This is a genomic window from Pollutibacter soli (assembly GCA_029269725.1).
GTDB lineage: Bacteria > Bacteroidota > Bacteroidia > Chitinophagales > Chitinophagaceae > Pollutibacter > Pollutibacter soli.
This window is the reverse complement of the sequence record JARJHS010000006.1, coordinates 12,988-34,958: the sequence shown is the minus strand read 5'-3', so window position 1 is coordinate 34,958 and position 21,971 is coordinate 12,988. Positions and strand designations below refer to the sequence as shown.

The window sequence follows — 21,971 nt, the reverse complement described above, 5'->3', positions numbered from 1 at the left end:
TCATGTTTTTCATCGCTTAACTTTTTAATGCTCGCATATCCCAGGTTTTTATTTGTTCATGGAATTATAGTTCCTTTCCTCAACTGGACAGGTCCGGTTAACCCTGCTTCAATCAGTTTCGCATCCGCAAATGGAGTACGCCAGGCATTATCCAACTTTGTGATATTGCTTCTTGAATTTCTGAAGGCAGCAGGTTTCTTCGCCTCACCGATCAGCCAGTTATTGATTGTTGCAACAACTTCGATGGTAAGATTATTTTTTCCGGATTTTACTTTACCTGTGATATCGAATCTTTGACTCTGATGCCAGTGGTCTCCCAGCCATTCTCCATTCAGATATACCCTGGCAATTTCTCTCACGCGGTTGATTTCAAGAAAAAGGGGAGTGTTGCTGTTGCCCTCCCAGTTGAAACTGCTCTCATAAGTAGCAGTACCGCCAAAATATTTTACTGAATCTTTTGAAGAAGAATTCCAGGCTATAAGCTCATTAACAGTATCCGTTACCGGTAGTCCAGGCTGGAAAGCGTATTTAACTGTCCATGGTGAGGAAATCGGTTCAGCTGCCTTGTCTAACCGAATGCTCCTATTCCCCGAATAAACCAATTTCTCTTCAGTCGTAGGAATTGATAATTTTTGGGTAACAATATTTTTTACAGGAGTTCTGAAAATTATAAAAACCGATTCTTCACCTTCAAGTGTAAATGGTATTGCTATTTGTTTACCGGTATTTTTGAAATGTTTAATTAAAGAGCGGCTTCCTTCTTCAGCGCGCCAGGTTTCCGGTTGTTTGTTGGTAACGCGGAAACTCAATTCGCCATTATAAACTTCCTTTCTTTTATTTCTTACAAAATAAATTTCCGTTTCTTCATCGGTACGATGAATAAAATCAAGGGAATCTCTACCATTATTGCTGTACGCAAAATCCTGCACAATTCCTTTTTCATTCAAAACCTCTTTAAGCGATTTGCCCCATACGATTTTTCCCTGGCCGTAGTTTCTTTCCTTCACATGTATGCTATCGCATTTACCCCATAACATTTCTGCATTTTTTTCTATTTCCCTATCTGCAGCTGCAGCATTTGCAAGTCCGTATGCGCGCAGAGGTTTTGGACCTATGATTGTTGCACCAGCACTTGCCATTTTCATTAGTTTTCTGAGTACTGCTGGATTCATGCGCTCATCGTGCGGCAATACCAATACTTCGTAATACTGTCCATGCGGAAGGTAAATACGGTTGTTCTTTACCGTCATGTGGTTCAGAATAATGTCTGTATTCACAACATCATAATCATAACCCTCACCCGGATCGTTGTCGGAATGTTTTGGAGGAACAAAATTCGGAGCCTGGTCGCCATAATAGTAAGCAATATCTCCTCTGAAATTTCCCTGTTGCAGAAGATAGCATGCTCTTGCGATGTAATGATGAAATCCATCGGAAAGTGGCCACCATCCGTTCGTTGTATTGATCAACGTTCCAAAATTATAGATCCATCCGGGTCTGCCCGATTCAGGAGGAGTATGCGGGAAAGTATGGTACACAAATCTGTTCAGTCCTTCGCACATCGCCCGGTCTGCGAGTGGTTTTAATTCGCCCGGACCTTCCTGCCACAACCAAACGCTGGTGAAAGCTTCTGCTTCTGCAAAACGTTGATTATAGATATGTGCAGAACTGCTGATACCTTTTACGATCTGCAACAATTCACCCTGAGGATGTTTATTCCAGAATTCACCACGGGGAACCGTTAATGCACCCAACGCTTTCAGATCTTCAAAAGGAACATTATGAATAGGTTCGCCCGGCCCGCCGGCTTCAGCATAGAATCCAAGTCCTTCTCTGGCAGCCATATCTCTTCCTTTGAGATAATGGTTTTCGATGATGAGATTCGACAACAGCTTTTTAAAATCGAATAAAAATCGATTTGTTTCGATAGGTGTACCAATAATGAACCGGTCGAATACCGGCAGATAATTCGTAAGCGGATAATGATAATTTTTTAGAAATGCGTCCGGAAGGAGCGGTGTCCAGACAGCGCTGTTTACTTCGTAACTATCTTCATAAATGTATTTCAGCGAACGATTCTTTAATGAGCCTAAGGTTGCACTGAGTTTGTTAAGAATGAATTGCATGTTCGCTTCCTGTGCAGCTTTGCTGAAATGATCAATTACTAATCCTTTTGAATTTGGACTGGGTATTGTCAAAGGCTGCCCCGTGGGTATGCAGACATATCTTACAATTCTCCATTTTCCTTCCGGCACCTGCCATTGTAATTCGCTGCGCTGATTCATCGACTTTGACAGATCTTTTACCTGGCTCGAGGAACCGATAATGGAATCCTCTGAATACGGATGTGCTATAATAGCTACTTCTTTATAAAAGGCGGGTAGTCCTGTGAGTGAGTCTAAAAATCTTATAGTAGATGCTGGGCCACGCGAGTCGGGCGGAATGGAAGGAAATCGAATGACTGAATGAAAATTTGCGGGACCCTGCACAACAGTATCAGAACGATAAAGACCCATTGCACCATGTTTTGGTTTCACCCAGGCACCGCCCGCATTCCAGGAGCTCGAACTAATGAGCCCGATTTCCATTTTCAATCTTTCTGCTTCACGAACGGTATGGGCAATCGCTTGCATCGATTGTTCTCCAAGAAAAGGCGGGCCGGCAGGTACTGCTTTATCTGGGTCTACAAGAATACCGCAATCCCAGATATCAAAACCTGCCATGCCTTTTGCTTTTGCTTCAGTAAGCTCATATGTGATTTGTGCAAGGCTGAAGTTTCCATTCACCCAGGGCCACAGCGCTTTTGGGCGGGCGATCAACGGAGGGTTTAAAAATTCCGATTCGGTTGTGCTGCTTTTTTTCTGTGCAGGTGTTTTTAATGGGCATACTGCCATCAGCACAAAGACGAACGGCAGTATTTGACCGAAGAGACCTCTCAGCTTCGTTGACATAGCAATCTTATTGTAATAAGAAAACTACTCCAATTATTGCAGGCTGTTGTGCAGTACTGTCCTGCTGACTCAAAAAATCAGCACTATCAGATAGCTGGGAATACCCAGGGACTGCGATATTTTGGGCGGATCAATGCATTTGCTGCAGCATTATTTCCAAAATCATTTTTATTCGGATCCCAAACCAAAGAGGATTTTGTTCTCAGCGCAATATTTGCCATATGCGCATAGGCAGCAACAAGTCTGCCGGCTTCTATCGGACAAGCCGGGTCCTTGCGACTGCGGATACACTCGATGAAATTTTTCATGTGGAGCTCATGCGATTCGGAACCGGATTGTTTTGGAATTGCAGGCACCTTGTATTTGCCGTTATCGCTCTCAGGAAACAACTCATAACCTCCGCGATCAGCAACCAGGGTTGCATCGTTTCCGACAAATGCAAGTCCGTATAATCTTCCATAAGGACCTTGTTGTAAACCAGCATTGTGCTCCCATCGTATGACATGATCTTTCATCTGGAACACAGCATCCATCGTATCAAATGTTTCGTGTGCATGATCAGCAAATGCAAAATTGCCACCTGTTGCTGCAACTGAAAGCGGAAGTGTAGTAGTATTTGTGGCCCATAATGCCATGTCAAGTAAATGTACACCCCAATCGGTCACGAGGCCTCCGCCATAATCCCAGAACATGCGCCAGGAACCATGAAAACGTGCTGAATTAAAACTTCTTTGCGGTGCCGGCCCCAGCCACATATCAAAGTCAACACCTTTGGGTACAGGACTGTCCGGCACTTTCGGCTGGCCGATACCGTAATTGAAATTTCCCCAGACATTTATTCGTCTCAACTGGCCGATACCACCCGATTGTATTATCTCCATGGCTTTTTTCCAATGCGGCCCGCTTCGTTGTTGCTGACCAACCTGTACAACCCGATTGTACTTTCTTGTTGCTTTCACCATCTGATCACACTCTGCAATACTGTTGGCCAAAGGCTTTTCCACATACACATCTTTCCCGGCCTGGCATGCTGCAATGAAAGGCAGACAATGCCAGTGATCCGGCGTGCCAATGATCACCGCATCGATCGCTTTATCATCCATCACCTTACGAAAATCTTTGTAAGTAACGGGAACTTTACCCTGTATGCGTTGTACATCAGCAGTACGTTTTGTAAGCACTTCGTCGTCAATATCGCATAGAGCCACGCACTCAACACCTGGCTGCTTAAGAGCATTTTCAAGATCATAAAACCCCATACCCTTACAGCCAATTAGTGCAATATTGATTTTATCAGCCGCAGATTTTTTATTTGCCGGAGCAAAAGATGCAGCAACAGTTTCCGGGACAATCAATCCTGACACAAGGGAAGATCCTGCAAGCTGACCGATAAATTTTCTACGGGAAGTTGGCATAGCAATTTTTTTATATAAATCCGGTATTGAGTTGCTAGAACGATTTGCAAAGATTCAAAATAAGAAAGATCAGGTTAAAAACACTTATCAGTACAAATAAAATAGTTTCCTGAAAGCAGATTGTTTTTTTGCCCGGAAAAGGCCTGCACTTTATTTTTTGGGTCTGAATCCATTGTCGTAAATTAACTCCAATCTCCACCAACATGTTCAATCTAACGCTTAAGAGGAATACCATCCTGGCGATATTTCTGTTCCTATCGTCAATTGGTTTTGCTTCGCAACAGGTATCAGAAGTTGCAGCTCAACCGGATTCTTCGGGTAAAAAGAAGAAAGAAAAAGATCCTTCGGATAGCATTAAAAAAGTAAAATTATTCAAAGATGATGAGCCTTTGCAGATGTCGATAACCGCAGACATCCGGGCAATGATCGGCGAAAAAAAAGATACTGTTTTTCAAAAAGCATTGGTCAGGCTTCGCTTGCCCGATAGCACAGACGCAGAAGATGAAATTGAGATTCGTGCGCGTGGGAATTTCAGAAGAGAGTTTTGTTATTTTCCATCGGTGATGCTCAATTTTAAAAAGAAGGGAGAGAAAACAAAATTATCCTCACTGGGCAAAATCAAAATGGTATGTACTTGCAAAACAGGAGGTGATTTTGAACAGCTGGTGTTGAAAGAATACCTGACTTACAAAATATTCAACCTGCTCACTGATGTAAGTTTCAGGGTGAGACTGACCAAAGTAAATTTTATTGATGTGACGAATAAACGTAAGCCCTTCCAGTATTACGGATTTTTGATTGAAGATGTTGATGATGTGGCCAAACGTAACGATTGTAAAGAGTACGAAATAAAAAATCTGAATTCGGAATTGACTGATCGAAAGTATATGACTATGGTCAATATCTTTCAATACATGATCGGCAACCTGGACTGGTCAGTTCCCGGTGCGCACAACATTAAATTCGTAATCAGCCGGGATTCGGGTATTCATCGTCCTTACGCCATACCCTACGACTTCGATTATGCGGGACTGGTAGATGCTCCTTATGCTGTGCCACCGGAAAGTATCGGTACTACTTCTGTAACAGAACGTGTGTATAGAGGTTATGCAAGATCACCGCAGGAACTGAATGAAGTGGTAGCTATATTCAAGGCGAAGAAGGATTCGATCTACGCCCTGGTCAACAATTTCCAGCCTTTGGATAAAAGACAGAAAACGAAAATGATTAGCTACCTGAACGAGTTTTATGAGACAATCAATTCTGACCGCGGGATTAGAATGGCTTTTATTGATAATGCACGAACAAACTGACTTCTTTAGCTGTGTTTAATAGAAAGAGGCTGTCTCATTGTTTTGAGACAGCCTCTTCTTTCATGTAGAACATCAATTATTTAGAACCTGTCTTAGGTTTTTTTGTTGATTCGTATTTAGCGTACTCATCAGCGTTCAGTACTTCGCCGGAAATTTTTATTTCCAATGGATAATCAATCCCTTTCAGTTTAACGTAAATTGATTTTTCGAAAGTTCCTGGTGCTGCTGCATTGAAGCCTGCAGTCACTTTGTCGCTCTTTCCTTTCATGATCGGCTGTTGGGGCCAGGTGGGTGTTGTACAACCGCAGGAAGCTGATGCGTTTTCGATTACTGCGGGTCCATCTCCGACATTTGAAAAGACAAAGTCATGTGTTACGGGCACACCCTGTTTGATTTTTCCGAAGTTGTACTTTAATTCTTTGAATTTGATAAAGTCTTCAACTTTTTTCACCCCTTCCTGTGCAAAGGACACCATGCCGATTCCTACAAGGGTTAAAGCCAATAATACTCTTTTCATAGTCTTAGTTTAAATTTTTTATTAAGGTTAATGAACTATTTAATGGTGCTGACTGATCGGGCGCTTTCCAGACATTTCCCCTGATCAACACTGTCTTCATTTTTCCATTTTTATAGAAAATAGAAATCGATTTTTCGAATTCACCTTCTGCGGCTGCGTTATAACCCACGATTATTTTTGAAGATGCACCCGGCGCTATTGGCTCCTTGCTCCATTCAGGTGTGGTACACCCGCAGGAAGCCTGCACATTTTCAATAAGCAAAGGTTCGTTGCCCGAATTGACAACTTCAAAAATATGAGTTACCGGTTTGCCCTGGGCAATCTTTCCAAAGTTGAAACTGGTTTCTTTTAAGGTGAGAACTTCAGCATCTTTAGATGATTGGGCTGGGATGGGGGAAACAGCTGTTTGTGCGGACAGCGATGAAAAAGCTGTCGCCATGCAAAACGCAAACAGTAATCTTTTCATTTTCAGGGAAATTTGAATGCCTAATAACGATCTTACAAATCTACATATTGTAGATTATAATCTCCAACGGAAACGTCGGCTCAGGTATTTTTTAACAGAAAAGCACCCAGGATGTGCATTTCTTTTTAAATATTTGATTTTCAATGTGTTGAAATTTACCCTTACGTGCATAACATTGATCCACAAAACGTTCGCGTATATAAAATTCAGGTAGATTTGTTTTATGGACACCATAGCGGTAAATGATACAGCCCTGTCGGACCAGCTGTCGTTCGAAGCCTTTCGTACGGCTGTTTTGCAGGATTTCCGGATGGCCTGCGACAGCCGACAGGCCAGTTTGCTCGGTCGGAAGGAAGTGCTGACCGGAAAGGCCAAGTTTGGCATTTTCGGTGATGGCAAGGAAGTGCCCCAGGTGGCAATGGCTAAATTCTTCAAACCCGGAGACTTTTACAGTGGTTATTACCGCGACCAGACTTTCGCATTCGCTACTGGTGTGGCGACAGTCCCTGAGTTTTTCTCGCAATTGTATTCTGATCCTGATCCCGCACACGATCCGCACAGCGCCGGAAGGCAGATGAATTCCCATTTCGCATCCGCATTCGTGGATCCGCAGGGTGAGTGGCTCGACCTGGTGAATAGAAAAAATCTGACAGCCGGTTTAGCACCAACCGCGGGTCAGTTACCGAGAGCTTTGGGTCTCGCTTATGCTTCAAAAGTTTTTAGGGAAAATCCTGCTTTGCAGCAGATGCGGAACCTTTCCCGCAGAGGTGATGAAGTATGCTTCTGCACAATCGGAGATGCATCAACGAGCGAAGGTCATTTCTGGGAGACGGTGAATGCCGCCTGTGTACTGCAGGTCCCTATAGCATTTTTTGTATGGGATGATGGTTATGGAATATCTGTTCCGAAAAAATACCAGACGACCAAAGGTTCGATTTCAGAAGCTATGCGTGGTTTTCAGAAAAAAGATGGAACCAATGGCATGTACATTTATAAAGTGAAGGCATGGGACTATGCCGGCATGTGTGAAGTGTTTGAAGAGGGAATACGCAGGGTGAGAAATACACATACACCTGTTTTATTTCATGTGGAGGAAGTGACGCAACCTCAGGGCCATTCGACTTCGGGCAGCCATGAACGTTATAAACCAACTGCACGCCTGGAATGGGAACGTGAGTGGGATTGTATCAGGAAAATGCGCGAATGGATTCTCGCAAATTTCCTGGCCACAGAAGACGAGATCACCAGAATTGAAACAGACGCAAAAAAACATATCCTTGCCAGTAGAACAGAAGCCTGGGAAAAGTATCAGCATCCGATTAAAAACCAGGTCACGCGAGCAGTTACGCTCCTGAAGGATATTACAGAAGTGAGTTTAGAAAAGTCACATGAAATTCATGATGTAATTGAAAAGCTGAGTGCCAACAGGGAGCCGAGTCGCAAGGATATCATGCAGGCGCTTGGGCAGGCGATTCTGATTGCGGATAACCCGCACGCATGCAGGAAAGCTTCTCATTATTACGATTTACTCAAAGAAGAAAACGCTGAACTATATAATACCAGCCTTTACCACGAAGGTCCACGCTCTTCATTGCGCGTAACACCACAAGCGCCAGAATATGCTCCTGAAGCGCAAGTCGTAAATGGTTATGAAATACTCAACCGCTATTTCGATCAGCTTTTTGAAAACAAACCGGAAGTAATCGCTTTCGGCGAAGATGTTGGTCAGATCGGTGATGTAAACCAGGGTTTTGCCGGATTGCAGGCAAAGCATGGTAAACACCGCATTTTTGATACTGCTATCCGGGAGCTTACAATCATGGGGCAGGGCATAGGGATGGCAATGCGTGGACTACGTCCGATAGCAGAAATACAATATGTAGACTACCTGTTGTATGGCCTTCAGCCATTGAGTGATGATCTTGCTACACTGCAGTTCCGGACTGTAGGCCGACAGGCTGCGCCGCTGATTGTGCGTACACGCGGTCATCGTTTAGAAGGTATCTGGCATAGTGGTTCACCGATGGGGCTGATCATCAGCTCTCTTCGTGGTTTGCATGTTTGCGTGCCGAGAAATATGGTGCAGGCAGCGGGAATGTATAACACACTCCTGGAAGGGATCGACCCTGCCATTGTAATTGAATGTCTGAATGGTTACCGCTTGAAGGAAAAACTTCCGACCAACCTTGCGACAATGAAAGTTCCATTGGGAGTTCCGGAGGTTATACGCGAAGGCGCTGACATCACCGTGGTTTCCTATGGCTCAGTACTTCGCATCATCCAGGAGTCGGCAAAACTACTTGATGAACTTGGCATCGATGTGGAGATCGTCGATATACAAACTTTACTTCCCTTTGATATTCACCATATCATTCTTGCGTCATTAAAGAAAACCAACAGAATTCTTTTTGTTGATGAAGATGTACCAGGTGGAGCAGCAGCATTCATGTTCAATGAAGTCATCGAAAAGCAAAATGGTTATCGCTGGCTTGACGCGGCTCCGCGCACTATCACCGGCAAAGCACACCGGCCAGGTTACGGCAGCGATGGAGATTACTTTTCCAAGCCTAATCTTGAAGAGATTACTGAAGTAATTAAGGAGATGTTCAAAGAGTGAAAGTTTAAAGTATAAAGTTGAAAGTGAACTTTACAGGGTATAACGTTGAACGTAAAACGTAAAACGTATAACGTATTTTCTTTTGAGGGTAGAGTCGATTTAATTCAGAAACAGGTTCTCACTCGGGAATGTCGTCGCTTCTTTCGAATACAATACGATTATACAATTTTCAGTTTCCCATTTTTTCAGTTTTCAATTTCTGAATCTCTTCCGTTCAACTTTTAACATTCAACTTTCAACTCAGAAATCGCTTCTTCAACTCCGGAGTTGGCACCCAGCATTCTTCTTTTTTTCCGAACCATCGGTAACGGTTAGCTGAAACCCAATCGTAGACGGCGTTGCGTATAAACGGAGGAACGATAATAAAAATGTACAGCAATGACCAAGCACTGCCGAGTTTTTTTGCTACCCTTAATGCAGCAGTTGATCTCGAATAGATTTTGTCGCCTTCCTTTAGCAGAAATGAATTTAATCCGGAAGTGGTTGAATATTCTTTCCGAACCTGTTCTCCGTAAGTACTTTGTAATGATGCAAAACGGAATATACCCGCTTTGTCTCTTTTCAATACAAATTGAACCGAGGCAGTACAGAGGTTACATACTCCATCAAAAAGGATAACCGGGTATTCGGTCAATGTGGGAGGTTGTATGTGATAAGTTTTAAGTTAACTTCTTTTGATGTTCAGCGATTGCGATTTGCAAACAATGGAAAAAGAAAAGTTGAAAAACTGATATTCAAAAGTGCATTGAACAATCAACTTCAAAATCCCGATATGGAGAACAGCACAGTATCAGCGGCCTCGTACTTAAAATCTAAAATTTAACACTTACCACTTATTTCAGGCTATGAAATACTTTCTGAACATCCTCATCCTGTTCAAGTCTGTCAACTAACTTCAAAACCTCCTGCGCTTTTTCTTCGTCAAGTTCTGTTAATGCTGATGGGATCCATTCCACTTCCGAGCTGATGGGAGTAATACCTTTTTCTTCAAGCGCCTTCTGCATATTTCCGAAATCATTGAAAGCACAATGGATAACGAGTACAGGCTCTCCGTTTTCTCCGGTGCCTTCACCAAGTTCTTCCAGGCCGAAATCGATAAGTTCGAGTTCCAGGTCTTCCGCAGAAAGACCTTCGGGTTTCAATTTAAAAACACCCATTTTTTTAAACTGAAAACTTACGCTCCCACTGTTTCCTAATGTACCGTTCAGTTTATTAAAATAAGACTTGATATTAGCGACAGTACGTACGTGATTGTCTGTGGCTGTTTCCACAAGAATGGGTACACCATGCGGGCCATAACCTTCATACAGGATCTCTTCGTAATTCTCCATCTCCTTACCCTGCGCTCTTTTGATCGCCGCTTCCACGCGGTCCTTTGGCATGTTCACACTCTTCGCATTCTGCATACACCGGCGCAAAGCGGGGTTCGTATTGTGGTCGGGGCCACCGGCTTTCACTGCAATTGCTATCTCTTTCCCGATACGGGAAAACTGTTTCGCCATTTTGTCCCACCGGGCAAACATGGTGGCCTTTCTTACTTCAAAAATTCGTCCCATAGAAAATCATTGATAGTCTGGCGATGGCAGACTGTTTGCATTTGAGGTTGCAAATTTACGCAGAGTCCCCATAAAAAGAAAACTGTTCTGTAATGCCAGAACAGTTTCCAGATATAATCTCTTTACAATTTATTGGTTTTTCAACTTACTGTGATTCTTTCCGTACATAAAATAGATGATCAGACCCAATACCATCCAGGCCAGCGCACTGGAGAGAGTCATATTATCAAGGGAAATAATCATTGCGGAACAAACGAGGATACCCAGGATTGGTACAAGCGGAACCAGCGGAGTTTTAAATGGCCGCGGTGTATTCGGATCTGTTTTTCTCATGATGATAATACCAAGACAAACCAGTACAAATGCCAGCAGGGTACCAATACTGGTAAGGTCTCCTGTGATATCACCAGGGATCAGGGTTGCAAAAGCTCCTACAAACAGGAACAGCAGTGCATTTGATTTATAGGGGGTTCTGAATTTCGGGTGAAGTTCAGAGAACACTTTAGGCAATAATCCATCGTTGGCCATCGAATAAAATACGCGGCTCTGACCCATCAGCATCACCAGGATTACCGATGAGAAACCCGCAAGAATACCTACTGTTACAGCAGTAGCCAGCCAGTGGTAATTCTTCATATAGGTTTCAATGGCATAAGCAACCGATGCTTCACGACCTTCACGTACGAAATCTGTATACGGGGCAACGCCTGTAAGGACCCAGGAAAACAGGATATACAGGATAGTACAGATGACCAGGGAACCAAGAATACCGATCGGCATATCTCTTTTTGGATTCTTCGCTTCCTGTGCTGCTGTTGAAACGGCATCAAAACCGATGAATGCAAAGAATACAATGGCAGCTCCCCGTAGCACACCTCCCCATCCATGCCGGAAAGTATCTGTATAAGAGTATTCAGTTCCATCAGGCAGTATTCCAGGTTTTGCATCAGCCGGAATAAGGTAAGGGTTATGGTTATCAGGATTAATAAACTGCCAGCCGATCAGGATGAATGCAACAACGATTGCAACTTTAATGATTACGATGATGGAGTTTACGATGGCAGATTCCTGTGTTCCTTTGATAAGCAATAAAGACAATACCAGGAGAATGAAAAGTGCAGGCGCATTCAGAATTCCATGATGCATAACACCATTAGCGTCCAATGCTCTCTGGAACGGGGAGTGGGTCCACTCATATGGAATAGCCCCTCCCAGCAGCTTGTTCAAAAATTCACTCCAGGCGATAGAAACGGTTGCTGCGCCAAGTGCATATTCAAGAATAAGGGCCCATCCGATGATCCATGCCACTAATTCTCCCATGGTGGTATATGCATAAGTATATGCACTACCTGCTATAGGAATCATAGAAGCAAATTCCGCATAACAGAGGCCGGCAAAAGCACAACCTATCGCGGCAATGACAAAAGATAATGTTACCGCAGGACCAGCATGGCCGCCGGCCGCTGCCGCAGTTCTCACAAACAAACCGGCACCGATAATTGCGCCGATACCCAATGCTATCAGACTACCTGAACCGAGCGTTCGCTTCAGTCCTTTCTCAGAGTCCGAAGCCTGCGACAGCAACGAACTGAGGGATTTCTTCCTGAATAAACTCATAAAGATTTATTGGTTAAGTAAAGAAGTTGAAATGCAATGATACTAAAGGAAACAAGATAAATATTTCTTTCTTTCCCATGTGTAAAAAATAGGAAATAGGCTTTATTAGAAATAGACTTAATATCCGGAACACCATGAATTTTAGCGCATTTCCCGCTATATTGCAAACTTTAACCCGATCTGAAATATGGGCAAAGGGAACCGGCTGACAATTTATATTTTTATCTCAATGGTATTGGGGGGAATCATCGGTTACCTCATTCATAAGCAGGCTTCGCCGGAGTTTATCAAAAGCTTTGCAACCAATGTAAGGTTGCTGACCAATATTTTTCTCCGACTGGTGCAGATGATTATTGCGCCGCTCGTTTTTTCAACACTGGTCGCTGGCATAGCCAAGCTGGGAGATCTGAAAACTGTGGGTCGCGTAGGAGGAAAAGCTTTGTTGTGGTTTATTACAGCTTCTCTTCTTTCATTGCTGATAGGATTGTTTTGGGTAAATGCTACAGAGCCTGGTCTTGATTTTCCAAAAACAATCAGTGAACAGGCTGCGGGGGCTGACGACGTCATCTCAAAAACAAAATCATTTTCCATCGTCGAGTTTATAAATCACGTTTTCCCAAAAAGCATTTTTGAAGCACTGGCCACAAACGAAATATTGCAGATAGTAATATTCTCCATTTTCTTTGGTGTTGCGGCAGCGGCCATTGGTGAAAAAGCCAAACCTATAATTCATGCATTAGATACGTTTGCGCATATCATTCTGAAGATGGTCGGCTATGTGATGAATTTTGCACCGCTGGGTGTTTTCGGAGCGATTGCTGCCGTTGTGGCTTTATATGGCGTACGGGATATAGGAGTAGTATATGTAAAGTTTTTCGGTTCGTTCCTGTTGGGGATTTTTACTTTATGGATATTGTTGCTCGTGGTCGGTTATCTGATCCTTGGAAAAAGATTGTTTGATCTGATTAAAAGAATAACCAATCCGCTGTTTATTGCGTTCAGTACAACCAGCAGCGAAGCTGTGTTTCCAAAACTGGTTCAGGAACTGGAAGCGTTCGGTTGCAAGAATAAAATCGTCGCGTTTATACTTCCGCTGGGATATAGTTTTAACCTGGATGGAAGTATGATGTACATGACATTCGCCAGCATTTTTATTGCGCAGGTTTTTGGAATACATCTCGATCTCGGTACACAACTTACCATGTTGTTGGTACTGATGTTAACAAGCAAAGGTATAGCGGGTGTACCAAGAGCTTCACTGGTTGTCGTGACGGCAACCTGTGCCATGTTTAATATTCCACCGGAAGGAATTGCACTGATATTGCCGATCGATCATTTCTGTGATATGTTCAGGTCGATGACCAATGTTATCGGAAATGCATTGGCCACAACAGCAGTAAGTAAGTGGGAAGGGGAATTGGGAAATCCTGTGAATCCTGAAGTCACATACGAAACATAATCATCGAAACGGAGTTATTGTACCTGAAGATTACATCCTTTAAATTTACAAAATGCTAGACTTGCTGGAATTTACATGGAGGGATTTGCTGAACCCTGAATTTTATATTCAGAATGGCGGATTATGGGTTTTTCTTTTTATCGTATTTGCTGAGACGGGTTTGTTTGCCGGTTTTTTCTTACCCGGTGATTCACTTTTATTTGTTGCGGGAATTTACAGCAATGAACTGACGGCTGAATTATTTAATACCAATAGTGATTTCGTAAACCTTTTATTGCTGACTGCGCTTGTTGTGCTTGCCGGTGTGATTGGTAATACTGTTGGCTATTGGTTTGGCGCACGAAGCGGCCCGTACCTTTTTAAGCGGGAGGACACATTTTTTTTCAAGAAAAAACACCTGTTCGCTGCCAAGGAATTTTATGATAAACATGGCGGAGGAGCTATTGTATTCGCAAGATTTCTGCCCATCATCAGAACTTTTGCGCCGATCATTGCGGGAATCGTAGGCATGGATAAAAAGAAATTTTCCTACTACAACATCGTTGGTTGCCTGGCATGGGCCGTGTCTATGCTTTTTGCAGGGCACTATTTGTACAAGTTTTTCCTGAACAAACTTGGTTTCGATCTGAAAGAACATCTTGAGGTGATAGTACTGGGAATCGTTCTGGTGACTACGCTTCCTGTAATATTTAAACTGGTTACTTCCGGTCGTTCAAAGAAAAAAACAAGCGATTCATCCACTCCCCATTCCTGATCTCCATGGAGCAGAAACAGCAGTCTGTTTTTAACCTCACTGTAATAGTTGCAGCTTTAGGTTATTTCGTTGATATCTATGATCTCCTTTTATTTACTATCGTACGTGTCCCGAGTCTGCAGGGATTGCAGGTGAGTGCTGCTGAAATGCTTACGGCAAGTACAAAGATCATCAATTACCAGATGATTGGTCTGCTGATCGGGGGAATCTGCTGGGGAATCATGGGTGATAAAAAGGGGAGGCTTAGTGTATTGTTCGGTTCAATCATGCTTTATTCCGTAGCGAACTTTGCTACCGGTTATGTACAAACGGTGAATCAGTATGCACTCGCGAGGTTTATTGCCGGTATCGGTCTTGCGGGTGAACTTGGCGCAGGTATTACATTGGTAAGTGAATTACTGCCAAAGACAAAAAGAGGTGTGGGCACTTCGCTGGTAGCCGGTATTGGTTTGTTTGGAGCTGTGTTTGCTTATTTCATATATAAAACAACAAATGACTGGCGGCTATGCTATAAAATCGGAGGAGGACTTGGGATTGTATTATTGTTACTCCGAATAAGTGTAGCCGAAAGTGGTATGTTTAAACAGATACAACAGAAAGATGTTGTTAAGGGAAATATCCTGATGTTCTTTACTGATGGTAAGCGACTTAAAAAATATATCCTTGCAATTTTGATTGGTTTGCCGACATGGTACGTGATTGGTATTCTTGTCAATTACAGCAACGCCTTTGCCAAAGGACTGTATGGGGAAAACGCGATTGATTCTGGTCGATCGATCATGTTTGCATACGCAGCAATTGCCATTGGAGATATAAGTGTTGGCTTGGTAAGTCAGTATTTTAAAAGCAGGAAAAAAGCGCTGTATATTTTTTACGGTCTTACTATTATTTCAGCCGTTCTGTTTTTCAGTCCACTGAATAATTCAGATAGCAGGATGTATATTTTCTGTACGGCGCTTGGATTCAGTACCGGCTTCTGGGCCATATTTGTTACGATGGGAGCTGAGCAATTCGGAACAAATCTCCGTGCAACTGCGGCTACTACTATTCCGAATATGGTGCGCGGCGCCTTACCATTGATTAATCTGATGTTTAAAGACCTGTTCCAGGACAACTGGCATTGGACTATAGTAAAAAGTGGAATTGTTACGGGACTTATTGTTATGTGCATTACATTGGTTGCAGCATGGTATACAGAAGAAACCTTTAAAAAAGACCTCAATTACGTTGAGCGTTGAACTTTAACGTTTAACGTTCAACGTTTAACGTCATGAAAATACTGATCATCAGATTTTCTTCCATTGGTGATATTGTTCTCACAACTCCGGTGATTCGTTGTATCCGGAAACAGATGCCTTCTGCAAAAATTCATTATCTCACAAAAAAACAATTCGCGTCCATTCTCGAAACAAATCCTTACCTCGATAAGGTTCATCTGTTGAATGAAAAATTCAGTGACACAATGGATGAATTAAAGCAAGAGAAATTTGATGTAATTCTTGATCTGCATAAGAACCTGAGAACACTTCGTGTTAAGAATTCACTTGGTGTTTCATCACATTCTTTCGGTAAACTCAACATTGAAAAATGGCTGATTACGAATTTTAAAATCAATCGTCTGCCGGATATTCATATCGTTGATCGATATCTGCAAACAGCAGCAACATTGAAAATAGAAAACGATGGTGAAGGACTTGATTATTTCATTCCTGAAAATGCCAAAGTCGATTTCGAAACTTTACCTGGTGAAATATCAAAGGGATATGTTTGCGTAGTAATAGGTGCAGCACACGCGACAAAAAAACTTCCTCCGGCAAAAGTGGTTGAAGTGATCAATCGAATATCGAAGCCGGTCATTCTTATTGGCGGAAAAGCGGATTTTGATGAAGGTGAAGAAATCAGGAAAAATGCGTCTGGCTTCGTAGTAAATACCTGTGGACAGTATAATCTCCATCAATCAGCAAGTATTGTACAACAAAGTTCCGTGGTACTTAGTAATGATACCGGTTTCATGCACATTGCAGCCGCATTGAAAAAACCTGTTGTTGCTGTCTGGGGAAATACCATTCCGGAATTCGGAATGTATCCTTATTACGGCGATCATAAAATTCCCACGGTCAATTTTGAAGTAAAAAATCTGCCTTGCAGGCCCTGTTCAAAAATCGGTTATGATCATTGTCCGAAAAAGCACTTTAAATGCATGCTTGAACAGGATACATCAGGAATAGCACTGCGCATTGAACAGCTTACTTTCAACGTTCAACGTTAAACGTTCAACGTTGAAAGTGCCTCAACGTGATCATTCCATAAAAGTCCATCGTCAATAAAATCGTGGAGACTACTATTATTACAATCAACCCGACTTCAAAAAATCTTCTCCATTTGAATGTCAGTGATGTATGGGTAAGTGCATCTGCTGTGAGAAAAACCAGAACTCCGACAAGGGAGATCATGTAGCTTTCCGGAAGTGAAGGATGAAGGCTGATAAAAGCTGAAATGAATCCGGCAAAGGTTAATAGAATGCCGGTCACTTTCAACGGTGAGTCGAAGTATCTTGTCATGGGGTAAGGATTTGAATAATATAACGAAAGCGGACAGCCGCATAGTATAAACAAAAAGCCCCGTTACATTTTTGCAACAGGGCCGTTTTACGTTAAACGTTTCACGTTGAACGTTAAACGTTTAGAGTGTTTTTAAAACATCATTCATTGTACGAACTGCTTCCGCACTCTTATTGAAGAGACTTTTTTCTTCTTCGTTCAGATCAAAATCCAGGATTTTTTCCCAGCCGTTTTTACCAATAGTAACTGGCACGCCGAGACAAATATCCTTCTGGCCATACTCACCTTCGAGCGATACGCAACAGGTGAACAATTTCTTTTCATCTCTGACAATACTTTCAACCAATGCAGCTCCTGCAGCACCTGGGGCATACCATGCAGATGTGCCAATCAGTTTGGTAAGGGTCGCTCCGCCTACCATTGTATCAGCAACAATCTGTTTCTGTTGATCTTCGCTTAAGAATTTTGTGACCGGTACACTGTTCCATGTAGCGAGACGAATCAACGGAATCATCGTTGTATCTCCATGACCACCCACAACAACTGCATTCAGATCAGATGGGCTGCATCCGAGGTGTTGACTTAATTGGTATTTAAAGCGGCTGCTGTCGAGCGTACCACCCATGCCAATGATCCTGTTTTTTGGAAGACCTGTTGACTGCAATGCGAGGTAAGTCATGGTATCCATCGGATTGCTGATCACGATGATAATTGCATCAGGAGAATATTTGAGAATATTTTCGCAAACGCCTTTAACAATTCCTGCATTGGTGCCGATCAGTTCTTCCCGTGTCATTCCTGGTTTACGTGGAATACCTGAAGTAATAACAACCACAGAACTGCCTGCCGTTTTAGAATAATCATTTGTACTTCCTGTGATACGGGTATCAAACCCGAGAAGAGCAGCTGTCTGCATCATATCCTGGGCTTTCCCTTCCGCAAGGCCTTCTTTGATATCCAAAAGAACCAATTCCTGGCAGAGAGCAGCACGGGCGATATTGTCTGCAGTAGTCGCACCAACAGCGCCGGCTCCAACAACAGTAACTTTCATAATGAGAGAAATTTTATAATGGAAAAAAATAGTTACGAACGAACAGGTATAAGCTGCCGCCAATACCGGTTTTCACGGGCGGCCAAAGGTAGGTTTTTTAAGTAAAAAGTGATAGGTGAGAAGTACCGTGAAGTTCGAATAAAAGAGCCAGGCAGCGGGCAATAGTAAGCAGGCAATAGCCTGCTTGCCGGCAGGCGGGCAACAGCCGCCAGTTCAAACGAACAATGAACAACGAACAACGAAAAACGATCAACGAACAACGATTACCCTACTTCACTTTAAAATCCGTAAGAATCTTAGCCGTCGGCGCACCGCCATCATATGCCGTGATCAGTTTATGTGAAGAATCATACAGCGCGACGAACGGAGTACTTTTCAATTTATAGAATGGCCCGAAGAAATATTTTACATCGCGTCCGAAGTAAACATTTTTATAGTTATCTAATCCCAGCTTTTTTGAAAACTCATTCATTTTTGTAATTGGCTGATAAGTCGCCATTACAATCTCGACGCCGGTAAATTTGGAATAATCCTTTTTCAATTCCTCTGCAAATTTTACACAGTGGTCACAATCAGGACTAAAAAGCACGATCATTACGGGTTTCCCAGCCTTTAAAGTTTGAGGGGTAATCCAGGCAGCACTGTCTTTTGCAAGTAGGCCAAATTCCGGAATGGTCGGGTTTTTCTGATAAGGGGCCTGGGCATTTGCCAGGCTGAACATCAGCAAAAAAAAGAAAAGGGTACTGCCAAAACGAAGTGACATGGGAAATGATTTATTTTAATCGTCAAATTTAATCCAAATTGATGAGCCGGTGGTTGCGGTGTTTTGCATGTGAAATTGCCTTAGTTTTGCGCCCTGTTCATAAAAATAGCTTAATAACTTTTTAATTTTGTGTTATGGCGAGTACAGCTGATATCAGCAGAGGCTTAATTATCAAACTCGATGGCAGCCTTTATACCGTAATTGAATTTGGTGAGAATAAAACTGCAAGAGCAGCGGCGAAAGTGTGGGCTAAACTGAAGGGTGTCGACAATAACCGCACTATTGAAAAGACCTGGAACTCAGGGGATAATATATTCCCTGTAAGGGTTGAAAGAAAGGATTACCAGTTCCTTTATAAAGATGAAACCGGCTTCAATTTCATGGATAATGAAACCTTTGAACAGATCACTGTCGAAGAGAATAAAGTCGATTCTCCACAGTTCCTGAAGGAAGGGCAGGCTGTATCTGTTTTGATCAACACAGAGACTGAACAGCCCATGAGCGTTGAGTTACCCGATAAAATCGTTTTTAAAATTACCTATTCTGAACAGGGGCTTCGCGGTGATACCGCTACCCGTACACTTAAACCGGCAACCATTGAAACCGGCGCTACTATTATGGTTCCGCTTTTTGTAAACGAAGGCGATGTGATCCGCGTCAACACCAAAACAGGCGAATATCTCGAGCGCGTAAAAGAATAAAATCAGGCAATTTTCAGCGAAAAATGGGCAAAAACGACCAGATTTTGGGCAGTTTTGCCCTTTTTTCTCAAAATAATACTGGTTTTTTAAAAGAAAAGATTCATACCTTAGTTTGCACGACCTGTTTCAAACAATTTTAAGAACCCAACATGGAGTCCATGGATTTTAAGCAAATACAGGACCTGATCAAAATGATCAACAAGTCCAATATCGGCGAAGTAACGATTGAAGAGAAAGAGTTTAAGATCACTATTAAGCAGAAAAAAGACCAGGTATTAACTTATGCTTCTCCGCAGCCAGTAATGCCGGTATATCAACCTCAGGCACCAGCTGCGCTGCCTGGTGCAAGTCCCGCTACGCAAGCGGCCGAACCAGCCCCGGCGAGCGCCAAGCCTGAAAATACTGTTGTAATTAAAAGTCCGATGATCGGTACATTCTATCGCAAGCCTTCGCCGGACAAACCCCTGTTTATCGAAGTTGGCGATGAAGTGACGCCAGGCAAAGTGGTTTGTATCATCGAGGCTATGAAGCTGTTTAATGAAATCGAAAGTGAAGTGTCAGGAAAAGTAATTAAGATCCTCGTGGATGACGCTTCTCCGGTTGAATATGATCAGCCGTTGTTTTTGGTGGAAGTAAATTAAGCTGATTAATTCTTGACCCGGCAGGTGCCCGACCGATATGCCCGGCTAAGTTTCAACTAACGTAATCCAATGACAAAAGACTCAAAAACCAATTTCAAAAAGATATTGATTGCCAATCGCGGTGAGATAGCATTACGTGTGATCAGAACCTGTCGCGAAATGGGAATTAAAACCGTAGCAGTTTATTCAACAGCAGATAAGGACAGCCTGCATGTAAAATTTGCAGACGAAGCTGTTTGTATTGGTAAGCCGGCAAGCAGCGATTCTTATTTACACATACCTCACCTGATGGCCGCAGCAGAAATTGTAAATGCTGATGCAATACATCCGGGTTATGGATTTCTTGCAGAGAATGCAAAATTTGCTGAAATCTGCAATGAGTCCGGTATAAAATTCATCGGCCCGCTTCCGGATCAGATCAGATCGATGGGTGACAAGATTACTGCAAAAGAAACGATGATCAAAGCCGGTGTTCCTGTTGTTCCCGGAAGTGGTGGCCTGCTTGAAAGCGTTGATCAGGCCAAACGCCTTGCTAAGGAAATCGGTTACCCGGTTATTCTGAAAGCAACAGCTGGCGGCGGTGGAAAAGGTATGCGTGTAGTTTGGCAGGAAGCTGATATAGAAAAGAATTACAACACTGCTAAAATAGAAGCTGGTGCATCATTCAAGAATGACGGTATCTATATGGAGAAGTTCGTTGAAGAACCACGACATATAGAAATCCAGGTTGCGGGTGACCGTTATGGCACGGTGTGTCACTTGAGTGAAAGAGATTGTTCAATACAACGTCGCCACCAGAAGCTGGTGGAAGAATCGCCATCACCTTTCATGACAGAAGAGTTGAGAGAAAAGATGGGCGCTGCTGCTGTAAAAGCCGCTTCTGCGATTAACTACGAGAGTGTAGGTACTATAGAATTCCTGGTTGATAAACACAGGAATTTTTATTTTATGGAGATGAATACCAGGATACAGGTGGAACATTGCGTTACAGAAGAAGTAACCAATTTCGATCTGATCAAAGAACAAATAAAAATTGCCGCTGGTGATGCTATCTCTGGAATGAATTATTTCCCATCCATGCATGCAATTGAGTGTCGTATCAATGCAGAGGATCCATATAATGATTTCAGGCCAAGCCCCGGCAGAATTACTGTTCTTCATCAGCCGGGAGGTCATGGTATCCGTGTGGATTCACACGCATATGCTGGCTATGTGATTCCTCCTTACTATGATTCAATGATAGCCAAAATAATTGCGGTTGCACGTACGCGTGAGGAAGCCATCAATACGATGAGTCGCGCATTAAGTGAGTACGTTATTGAAGGTGTTCATACCACAATTCCGTTCCATCAGCAATTGATGAAAAATGAAGACTTCAAGAGTGGCAATTTTAATACGAAGTTTATGGAGTCTTTCAAGATGGTTTAAAGTAGAACGTGTAACGTTTAACGTTAGGTCGTTTATAATGTAAATGGCTTTCGAAATAATAAGAGCAAATAAAAGATCCGCCTTTGGTGGATTTTTTATTTATATGATAGGAGACTGAAGAGCTGGAAATAGTAGTTCTTCCAAAATTTCTCCGCGCGGGT

General features: G+C 42.8%; 19 protein-coding genes. 9 read left to right on the top strand and 10 right to left on the bottom strand.

Translation table 11 applies throughout. The features are described 5' to 3' along the window. Nucleotides 1–56 precede the first annotated feature (56 nt). Both P2W82_RS15360 and P2W82_RS15355 read right to left on the bottom strand, forming a co-directional pair. A complete protein-coding gene (locus P2W82_RS15360) occupies nucleotides 57–2,951 on the bottom strand; it encodes a glycosyl hydrolase (RefSeq protein ID WP_336516794.1) in 2,895 nt (964 codons plus the stop codon). 86 nt (nucleotides 2,952–3,037) lie between these two features. Beyond that, nucleotides 3,038–4,366 carry a Gfo/Idh/MocA family protein gene (locus P2W82_RS15355; RefSeq protein WP_336516793.1) on the bottom strand — a complete coding sequence of 443 codons (1,329 nt, stop codon included), beginning with the start codon at nucleotides 4,364–4,366 and terminating at the stop codon, nucleotides 3,038–3,040. 203 nt (nucleotides 4,367–4,569) lie between these two features. On the opposite strand from P2W82_RS15355, the gene P2W82_RS15350 reads away from it, so the two are divergent. Beyond that, nucleotides 4,570–5,679, top strand: coding sequence for a hypothetical protein (locus tag P2W82_RS15350; RefSeq protein WP_336516792.1), 1,110 nt, complete (start codon nucleotides 4,570–4,572; stop codon nucleotides 5,677–5,679). 76 nt (nucleotides 5,680–5,755) lie between these two features. Here P2W82_RS15350 and P2W82_RS15345 read toward each other — a convergent pair whose 3' ends face one another. Continuing rightward, nucleotides 5,756–6,196 carry a DUF1573 domain-containing protein gene (locus P2W82_RS15345; protein WP_336516791.1) on the bottom strand — a complete coding sequence of 147 codons (441 nt, stop codon included), beginning with the start codon at nucleotides 6,194–6,196 and terminating at the stop codon, nucleotides 5,756–5,758. A gap of 4 nt (nucleotides 6,197–6,200) precedes the next feature. Next, nucleotides 6,201–6,662: a DUF1573 domain-containing protein gene (locus P2W82_RS15340; protein ID WP_336516790.1), complete on the bottom strand. Its 462-nt coding sequence runs from the start codon at nucleotides 6,660–6,662 to the stop codon at nucleotides 6,201–6,203. Between the two features lie 223 nt (nucleotides 6,663–6,885). On the opposite strand from P2W82_RS15340, the gene P2W82_RS15335 reads away from it, so the two are divergent. Beyond that, nucleotides 6,886–9,279 (top strand): alpha-ketoacid dehydrogenase subunit alpha/beta, encoded by a 2,394-nt coding sequence (locus P2W82_RS15335; RefSeq protein ID WP_336516789.1) that lies wholly within the window; start codon nucleotides 6,886–6,888, stop codon nucleotides 9,277–9,279. A gap of 235 nt (nucleotides 9,280–9,514) precedes the next feature. Here the strand turns inward: P2W82_RS15335 and P2W82_RS15330 are convergent, their stop codons facing one another. From P2W82_RS15330 to P2W82_RS15320, 3 genes are all read right to left on the bottom strand, one after another. Continuing rightward, nucleotides 9,515–9,913 carry a thiol-disulfide oxidoreductase DCC family protein gene (locus P2W82_RS15330; protein ID WP_336516788.1) on the bottom strand — a complete coding sequence of 133 codons (399 nt, stop codon included), beginning with the start codon at nucleotides 9,911–9,913 and terminating at the stop codon, nucleotides 9,515–9,517. Nucleotides 9,914–10,112: 199 nt separating this feature from the next. Next, entirely contained in the window at nucleotides 10,113–10,835 is a 723-nt protein-coding gene (locus P2W82_RS15325; protein WP_336516787.1) for a YebC/PmpR family DNA-binding transcriptional regulator, read from the bottom strand. Nucleotides 10,836–10,964: 129 nt separating this feature from the next. After that, entirely contained in the window at nucleotides 10,965–12,452 is a 1,488-nt protein-coding gene (locus P2W82_RS15320; protein ID WP_336516786.1) for an amino acid permease, read from the bottom strand. A gap of 187 nt (nucleotides 12,453–12,639) precedes the next feature. Here P2W82_RS15320 and P2W82_RS15315 point away from each other — a divergent pair, with 187 nt between their 5' ends. Genes P2W82_RS15315 through P2W82_RS15300 form a run of 4 tightly spaced genes read left to right on the top strand, consistent with a single transcriptional unit; the run spans nucleotide 12,640 to nucleotide 16,934 of the window. Continuing rightward, complete coding sequence (locus tag P2W82_RS15315) at nucleotides 12,640–13,911, top strand: dicarboxylate/amino acid:cation symporter (RefSeq protein ID WP_336516785.1); 1,272 nt, start codon at nucleotides 12,640–12,642, stop codon at nucleotides 13,909–13,911. Nucleotides 13,912–13,963: 52 nt separating this feature from the next. Then, complete coding sequence (locus tag P2W82_RS15310; protein ID WP_336516784.1) at nucleotides 13,964–14,665, top strand: DedA family protein; 702 nt, start codon at nucleotides 13,964–13,966, stop codon at nucleotides 14,663–14,665. Nucleotides 14,666–14,670: 5 nt separating this feature from the next. Continuing rightward, nucleotides 14,671–15,903 (top strand): MFS transporter, encoded by a 1,233-nt coding sequence (locus tag P2W82_RS15305; RefSeq protein ID WP_336516783.1) that lies wholly within the window; start codon nucleotides 14,671–14,673, stop codon nucleotides 15,901–15,903. Between the two features lie 32 nt (nucleotides 15,904–15,935). Then, a complete protein-coding gene (locus P2W82_RS15300; RefSeq protein ID WP_336516782.1) occupies nucleotides 15,936–16,934 on the top strand; it encodes a glycosyltransferase family 9 protein in 999 nt (332 codons plus the stop codon). 4 nt (nucleotides 16,935–16,938) lie between these two features. Here P2W82_RS15300 and P2W82_RS15295 read toward each other — a convergent pair whose 3' ends face one another. The 3 genes from P2W82_RS15295 to P2W82_RS15285 form a co-directional block, all read right to left on the bottom strand. Next, on the bottom strand, nucleotides 16,939–17,226 hold the full coding sequence (locus tag P2W82_RS15295; protein WP_336516781.1) for a hypothetical protein: 288 nt from the start codon (nucleotides 17,224–17,226) through the stop codon (nucleotides 16,939–16,941). A gap of 121 nt (nucleotides 17,227–17,347) precedes the next feature. Next, entirely contained in the window at nucleotides 17,348–18,277 is a 930-nt protein-coding gene (gene mdh / locus P2W82_RS15290) for a malate dehydrogenase (protein WP_336516780.1), read from the bottom strand. Between the two features lie 268 nt (nucleotides 18,278–18,545). Then, complete coding sequence (locus P2W82_RS15285) at nucleotides 18,546–19,040, bottom strand: TlpA family protein disulfide reductase (RefSeq protein ID WP_336516779.1); 495 nt, start codon at nucleotides 19,038–19,040, stop codon at nucleotides 18,546–18,548. Nucleotides 19,041–19,174: 134 nt separating this feature from the next. Between P2W82_RS15285 and efp the strand changes: the two genes are divergently transcribed. From efp to accC, 3 genes are all read left to right on the top strand, one after another. Beyond that, on the top strand, nucleotides 19,175–19,741 hold the full coding sequence (gene efp, locus P2W82_RS15280) for an elongation factor P (protein WP_336516778.1): 567 nt from the start codon (nucleotides 19,175–19,177) through the stop codon (nucleotides 19,739–19,741). Between the two features lie 158 nt (nucleotides 19,742–19,899). Continuing rightward, entirely contained in the window at nucleotides 19,900–20,382 is a 483-nt protein-coding gene (gene accB, locus P2W82_RS15275) for an acetyl-CoA carboxylase biotin carboxyl carrier protein (RefSeq protein ID WP_336516777.1), read from the top strand. Nucleotides 20,383–20,451: 69 nt separating this feature from the next. Next, entirely contained in the window at nucleotides 20,452–21,810 is a 1,359-nt protein-coding gene (gene accC, locus P2W82_RS15270) for an acetyl-CoA carboxylase biotin carboxylase subunit (protein WP_336516776.1), read from the top strand. The last annotated feature ends 161 nt before the right edge of the window (nucleotides 21,811–21,971 follow it).